Annotated in this window: 4 protein-coding genes; all 4 read right to left on the bottom strand. The window is 44.1% G+C overall.

All coding sequences use genetic code 11. The features are described 5' to 3' along the window. Window positions 1-168 precede the first annotated feature (168 nt). Window positions 169-1737 (bottom strand): class I adenylate-forming enzyme family protein, encoded by a 1569-nt coding sequence (locus DFP97_RS30040; protein ID WP_114384325.1) that lies wholly within the window; start codon window positions 1735-1737, stop codon window positions 169-171. Between the two features lie 243 nt (window positions 1738-1980). Next, a complete protein-coding gene (locus tag DFP97_RS30035) occupies window positions 1981-2484 on the bottom strand; it encodes a GNAT family N-acetyltransferase (RefSeq protein ID WP_114384324.1) in 504 nt (167 codons plus the stop codon). A gap of 142 nt (window positions 2485-2626) precedes the next feature. After that, window positions 2627-3418, bottom strand: a complete 792-nt coding sequence (locus DFP97_RS30030) for a helix-turn-helix domain-containing protein (RefSeq protein WP_114384323.1) — start codon at window positions 3416-3418, stop codon at window positions 2627-2629. A gap of 150 nt (window positions 3419-3568) precedes the next feature. Continuing rightward, window positions 3569-3910 (bottom strand): MepB family protein (locus tag DFP97_RS30025; RefSeq protein ID WP_181873750.1); only part of this gene is annotated, 342 nt, incomplete at its 5' end.

Here is a 3910-nt window from a genome sequence, read left to right as displayed (position 1 = left end):
TTATATGGAAGATGTTGTAATTAGACCAGCACCTTCTATTCCCGCATGCCCTCAAACGGAACTGCTTAGCCCATCTCATGTAATCCTTTAAACTCCTATTTAAACATACATGTGAAATTCTGCGAATGAGCGAGCATTCGTGAGAAAAACCTTATTCTCTGAGGGAGCTTAACCCTTCGGAAACAAAGAGGATAGTTGCTTGCGCAGCCGTTTTTTGTCTACCTTATCCACAGCAGTCCGAGGCAAATGATCTAGAATGAAAAGACGAGTTGGCCATTTGTGCCGTGCGAGACTCGGTTCGCAAAACGCTTGCAGCTGTGCCAAGTCCAAGCTACCTCTGTCCCGCATAACTACGCAAGCGACGAGCGCCTCACCTTCGCCGGGAAGTGGGAGTCCGATGACGGCTGCATCATTAACCATTTCATGAGATGCAATCACCTGCTCCACTTCAGCACAGTACACATTGGAACCGCCTACAATAACCATATCCTTCAGGCGATCCAATACATAAAGGTAGCCATCAGCATCTAGGCAACCGACGTCTCCTGTGCGGATCCAGCCATTGAGCATCGCTTCTTTAGTCGCTTCTGGTTGGCGCCAATACCCTATCATAGTCTGCGCACCACGAACAACTATTTCACCGGACTCGTTTACTTCCGCCTCCCGGTCATCCTCTGCGATGATCCGAACTAAAAATGCCAGTTCCCCTTGGAGAGCTAGATCAGCTGGATGACCTACTGATCGAAGACGAATCGGATCGTCTAGATGATATTTGGGAAATGATCGGCTGATAGACATTCCGCATTCCGCTTGCGAATAGTTGTTGACGATTATTGCGGCTGGGAATTGCGCAACCGCGTCCCGCAAGGTTTTTGGTGGAATGATGGATCCACCGCAACCGATCACTTTCAGGCTCTGCATATCTTTACCGGTTGCGGATACCTCGTGGATAAGGTGGCGAAGAAGTTGGCCGACCGTACTGAGATGCGTAATCCGGTCGCGTTCCACGGCTTCTATTATGCTGTGCACATTTGCCGGATAATCATCCAAAAAGACCAAACAGCCTCCAGCAGCCATGGTCGCCCACAGCTGGAATTGCCCGACAAGATGTGAAATGTTAAGCACCAGTACATGACGATCAATATCATAACCAAACCCAGCGGAGGGAGTAAACTGATTCCAGGCTGCCATGCCGCGATGCGAATGCATTACCCCCTTGGGTCTGCCCGTTGTTCCGCCTGTGTAGATCAGAACGGCTGTTTCATCTGCATTTCGCTTACAACCGTCATCTGGAGATGAATCAAGATCCTTCTGTATTAAAGAACTCAGCATAGGAGAAGTAGAACCTACTTCAGTGGAGAACAGTTTCGGAGGATTCGAGAGAAATTGTACCGTGGAGTTAGCGGAATCGGCGTGACGAATGTCATGGATGAGGATGTGCGGTTCCGCATCCTCAAGAATGGCTGCAATTTCAGGTACAGCTAGCAAAGGGGACACCGCGAACGGGATGGCACCGATCCCAACCGAGGCGTAGAGCGCTACAACAAGTTGGGGATCAGGATCACCAAGAAGAGCAATTCGGCCACCGGGACGGAGACCCTCGGCATATAGGGCATTACTGAGTTGTTCAGCAAGGCGATGAAGTTCCCCATAATTCATAGTCTGGCCGTGACGTAAAAGCGCTGGTGCCGCTGGGTACAACCTTGCTGCCAATGGCAAGCGTTCAGATAGTAGCATGATGTCGCCTCCAATAGTTCATTTTTCGGGTATGAAAACTAGGAATAATAAGATTATACCTCAAATATGGAAGCTTTTTGGAATCAGGTTTTCCAATCAAATTCATCAGTTCTCCTGATAAATTCGCTCTTCTACCAAGAAATCGGTTACCGCCTATGATGTTGAGCAAACTGTTCGCTACTTCAATGAAAGCAAAAGTGGATCTGCTTAAAGTAGTAGCTCCACTATCGTCTCCCGAGGGAGTTAAGTAGATCCCAAATATTCGTGTCTAAGTAAAGACAATACTACTAAAGATTCAAATTTCTTACCATTGAAATAACTATCCCTTAATGTTCCTTCATAGATAAAGCCAACTGATTCATATACATGTTTTGCCCGTTGATTAAAATCTTTCACATCCAGCCAAACTCGATGAGTATCGGTGTTTTCAAAAATCCATTTTATAATTAGCTTCATCGTTTCTTTGCCATAGCCACGACCTTTAATCTTATTTGTTATTCGTTTTACGCAAACAGCTTTGTTCGAATCTAATAAACCTGTCAAAATAACGTAACCAACTTGCTCACCTTGTTTGTTCTCGATTATTAAATGGATTATATCTTCATTTGTTAGGGATTCCTGGTGTTGTTCAACCGTCCATTGTCCGATAAATGTTCTGTTATCAAGATCAGTTTCTGTATCTAATACAAAAGACAAATCTGTTATTTCTGTTTTTCGAAGGACTAGTATAGAAGATTGAATAACCAATATCGCTCCCTCATTTCACCTAAATGTATGGTTAGCAATTCGAGGAAGTTATTGCATTATCCTGCCCGATAGCTTAAATAGGCCACCCGCTTGATCATGCGGCGGCCTAATGTGTTTTCTGCGCTATCTCGTACCCGTTAGTTCAACAACATGATTGCTTACTGCCGTGGATCTGGTCATAGGCAGCGATCAACTCTTCCACCGGAATCCCGTTAATCGTAAGCCCGTTGATTACACATTTTTCAATGCTAACTCCCGAGAGATTGCTGTTCGAAATTACACTGTTATGGAAATCAACATCATTTATATGTATAGGCTCATATTCCTCCGGCTGAAGCAACCAACTATCTCTTAGTGTGGAACCATTAATTCGTAACCCTGACAGATTACAGTTGATTAACTCGACATTGGCCAGGTCACACCTATCAATCGTGCTTTTCTTGAAATCATTCTCCGCAAATCGAATAGGCGTTGTGTGTCCGCCCAAATCATGAATGACAGCACCATTCATTTGACTGAAGCCAAGCGACAATCCGTCTAGATCAAGGTGCCTAAGAGACAGGTTCGCCATTCCACCGTGGTGAATTCGCATCCCGTTTAGCCGACTTTCAAATATTTCTGCACCATCCATCACGACATCACGCATGATAATGCCCCTAAGATTAGAACACTCGATCTTCGCATCTTCCAGATTCATCCCCATCCTCGTTTTACTATCGTGCGATGGGCCTCCACCGAATAATAATGAATCAATTGAACAACTGAACAATTTAGAAATCTGAGGTAGCACTGTGATGTCTGGTGTTGATAAACCGGTCTCCCATTTGGATACGGCTTGGGCGGTAACGCCTAGGAGATCCCCTAATTCCTGCTGTGTCATATTCCGTTCCAACCGAAGTGTCTTTATCCTATCTTGAAATTGAATCTTATCCATCACGATTACATCCACCACCTTTAAATATATGAGTTTATCATTACATAGAGGTGCCTAATGACGCAATGTAAGCAAAGTTGATAGAGATACAACCGTTAGTTGTATTAACTACCCAGACCTTATCTGACAGCCACTATGCTGCCAGTTAGCTTAATAAATCGTGTATTTTCGGGATATCACGGGACTGTATAGAAGTTCTTGTCCTAATACGGCTATGTATAGAAGTTCTTGTCTTGAGCAAATGACAAGAACTTCTATACAAAAACTAAAAAAGCCGCAGTTTATGCGACTTCCGATGTATAGAAGTTCATGTCGTTCGACAAAACTATTTGCATTGTTCAAATTTATAAAATAGGGTAATTGCCAATCTTGTGTTGCGATGGCTTGTTTGCTAGTAAGGGTATCCCAGCTAGGGTATACTCTAATTGCCATTTTCCCTTTTGATGTATCAGTTTTAAGGATATTATGCTTAAGCAGAATATCTTTTGGAAA

This window comes from Paenibacillus prosopidis (assembly GCF_003337375.1).
GTDB classification, from domain to species: domain Bacteria; phylum Bacillota; class Bacilli; order Paenibacillales; family Paenibacillaceae; genus Pristimantibacillus; species Pristimantibacillus prosopidis.
Note: the sequence above shows the minus strand (reverse complement) of the source record. Positions and strands in the feature narration are given on the sequence as shown.